The following is a 3,465-nucleotide window of genomic DNA, read 5'->3' as shown; positions in this document are numbered from 1 at the left end:
TCTCAGTTCGGATTGGGGTCTGCAACTCGACCCCATGAAGTCGGAGTCGCTAGTAATCGCAGATCAGCAACGCTGCGGTGAATACGTTCCCGGGCCTTGTACACACCGCCCGTCAAGTCACGAAAGTTGGTAACACCCGAAGCCGGTGGCCTAACCCCTTGTGGGAGGGAGCCGTCGAAGGTGGGACCGGCGATTGGGACTAAGTCGTAACAAGGTAGCCGTACCGGAAGGTGCGGCTGGATCACCTCCTTTCTAAGGAGCAACTAACACCAGGCATCGGACCCACTGTGGTTTGTTTGTGGGTGTTCAGTGCTGCTCGTTTCCATCACTTGTGTTGATGGGCGAGTGCTCAAGGGTGGAATATCAACAAATTATGGCTGTTCATGGTGTGAAAAGTGTTGTTAGTACGCTCGCTAGCGGGTTGGAAGGTAATGGTTTTCATGATGGTGGATGGTTTTTTGGCACACTGTTGGGTCCTGAAATAACAGGCCCTGATGTTTCGCATGTTGCTCCTCTTTGTGGGGTGGGTGCGGGGTGTTGGGTTGTGTTTTTTCTGGATTGTCCCGCGCATGGCCTAAGCCGGCACGTTACCTCTTTTGTGGGGTGTGTTGGTGGTGGGTGTGATGGGGTTGTTGTTTGGGAACTGTATAGTGGACGCGAGCATCTTGTGAAGCAAGATTGAGGGGGACCAGGAACCTTTTGGGGTTGTTGGTTCTTTTTTGGTTTTGTTTTGCATAAGCAATTTCTTATGAATTATTGAACCTGGTGGACACACTTTAGAGTGTGTCTTTCTTGGTTCTTTCGATTGTAATATATATAGCTCATGTAAATTGATCATGTTTGTGGTCAAGTTTTCAAGGGCGCACGGTGGATGCCTTGGCATTGGGAGCCGAAGAAGGACGTGGGAATCTGCGATAAGCCTGGTGGAGTCGATAACCGGACGTTGAGACCAGGATTTCCGAATGGGGAAACCCCGTACGCTGTCATGGCGTATGACCCGCAGCTGAACACATAGGCTGCGTGGAGGGAACGCGGGGAAGTGAAACATCTCAGTACCCGCAGGAAGAGAAAACAAAAGTGATTCCGTTAGTAGTGGCGAGCGAACGCGGATGGGGCTAAACCGAGCCATGTGTGATAGCCGGCGGGCGTTGCATGGTCGGGGTTGTGGGACTTTCCATATCAGTTCTGCCGGACTGGTGAAGTGAGGTGCAGGCGTATAGGCGAATCGGTTTGAATGCCGGACCGTAGAGGGTGAGAGTCCCGTAGTGCTAATGCGTGTCTGCCGCTTTGTGAGAGTATCCCAAGTAGCACGGGGCCCGAGAAATCCCGTGTGAATCTGCCAGGACCACCTGGTAAGCCTAAATACTACCCAATGACCGATAGCGGATAAGTACCGTGAGGGAATGGTGAAAAGTACCCCGGGAGGGGAGTGAAATAGTACCTGAAACCGTGCGCTTACAATCCGTTGGAGCACCCTTGTTGGTGTGACAGCGTGCCTTTTGAAGAATGAGCCTGCGAGTTAGTGTTACGTCGCGAGGTTAACCCGTGTGGGGAAGCCGTAGCGAAAGCGAGTCTGAATAGGGCGAGTTAGTGGCGTGATCTAGACCCGAAGCGAAGTGATCTACCCATGGCCAGGTTGAAGCGCGTGTAAGAGCGCGTGGAGGACCGAACCCACTTCAGTTGAAAATGGAGGGGATGAGCTGTGGGTAGGGGTGAAAGGCCAATCAAACTTCGTGATAGCTGGTTCTCCCCGAAATGCATTTAGGTGCAGCGTTGCGTGTTTCTTACTGGAGGTAGAGCTACTGGATGGCTAATGGGCCCTACAAGGTTACTGACGTCAGCCAAACTCCGAATGCCGGTAAGTGAGAGCGCAGCAGTGAGACTGTGGGGGATAAGCTTCATAGTCGAGAGGGAAACAGCCCAGAACGCCAACTAAGGCCCCTAAGCGTGTGCTAAGTGGAAAAGGATGTGGAGTTGCGAAGACAACCAGGAGGTTGGCTTAGAAGCAGCCATCCTTGAAAGAGTGCGTAATAGCTCACTGGTCAAGTGATTCCGCGCCGACAATGTAGCGGGGCTCAAGCACACCGCCGAAGTTGCGTCATTCATATATTTGGCAGGCCTTCGTGGTCCAGCCGTGTGGATGGGTAGGGGAGCGTCGTGTGGGCAGTGAAGTCGCGGTGTAAACCAGCGGTGGAGCCTACACGAGTGAGAATGCAGGCATGAGTAGCGAATGACGGGTGAGAAACCCGTCCGCCGAATGATCAAGGGTTCCAGGGTCAAGCTAATCTGCCCTGGGTAAGTCGGGACCTAAGGCGAGGCCGACAGGCGTAGTCGATGGACAACGGGTTGATATTCCCGTACCGGTAAAAAACCGCCAATATTGACCTGGTGATGCTAACCACCCCAAAGACCCACCATCTTTCCTTCGGGAAGGGTATCGGGTGTGCGGCGTGGGACCCGAGCCAGGAAGGTAAACGTATTAACAGGTGTGACGCAGGAAGGTAGCCGAGCCAGGCAATGGAATTGACCTGGTCCAAGGATGTAGGGCGAGTCATAGGCAAATCCGTGACTCATTCAAGCCTGAGACCCGATAGGCGCCCCTTTTGGGGGGTGATTCGGTGATCCTATGCTGCCAAGAAAAGCATCGACGTGAGGTTTTAGCCGCCCGTACCCCAAACCGACACAGGTGATCAGGTAGAGAATACTAAGGCGATCGAGAGAATCATGGTTAAGGAACTCGGCAAAATGCCCCCGTAACTTCGGGAGAAGGGGGGCCTGCCTCGTGATGGAACCTTGCGTTCCGTAGCGAGTGTGGGCCGCAGAGACCAGGGGGAAGCGACTGTTTACTAAAAACACAGGTCCGTGCGAAGTCGCAAGACGATGTATACGGACTGACTCCTGCCCGGTGCTGGAAGGTTAAGAGGACCGGTTAGCTCTTTCGAGAGCGAAGCTGAGAATTTAAGCCCCAGTAAACGGCGGTGGTAACTATAACCATCCTAAGGTAGCGAAATTCCTTGTCGGGTAAGTTCCGACCTGCACGAATGGAGTAACGACTTCCCCGCTGTCTCAACCATGAACTCGGCGAAATTGCATTACGAGTAAAGATGCTCGTTACGCGCAGCAGGACGGAAAGACCCCGAGACCTTTACTATAGTTTGGTATTGGTGTTCGGTGCAGCTTGTGTAGGATAGGTGGGAGACTGTGAAGCTCGGACGCTAGTTCGGGTGGAGTCATCGTTGAAATACCACTCTGGCTGTACCGGTCACCTAACTTCGGCCCATGATCTGGGTCAGGGACAGTGCCTGATGGGTAGTTTAACTGGGGCGGTTGCCTCCTAAAGAGTAACGGAGGCGCCCAAAGGTTCCCTCAGCCTGGTTGGCAATCAGGTGGCGAGTGTAAGTGCACAAGGGAGCTTGACTGTGAGAGCGACAGCTCGAGCAGGGACGAAAGTCGGGACTAGTGATC

General features: G+C 53.4%; 2 rRNA genes. Both read left to right on the top strand.

The features are described 5' to 3' along the window. Window positions 1–252: ribosomal RNA gene (locus B879_RS20425) — 16S ribosomal RNA — on the top strand; the annotation flags it as partial. Window positions 253–844: 592 nt separating this feature from the next. Continuing rightward, window positions 845–3,465, top strand: a 23S ribosomal RNA gene (locus B879_RS20415); the annotation flags it as partial.

This window comes from Cecembia lonarensis LW9 (assembly GCF_000298295.1).
Lineage (GTDB): Bacteria > Bacteroidota > Bacteroidia > Cytophagales > Cyclobacteriaceae > Cecembia > Cecembia lonarensis.
Note: the sequence above shows the minus strand (reverse complement) of the source record. Positions and strands in the feature narration are given on the sequence as shown.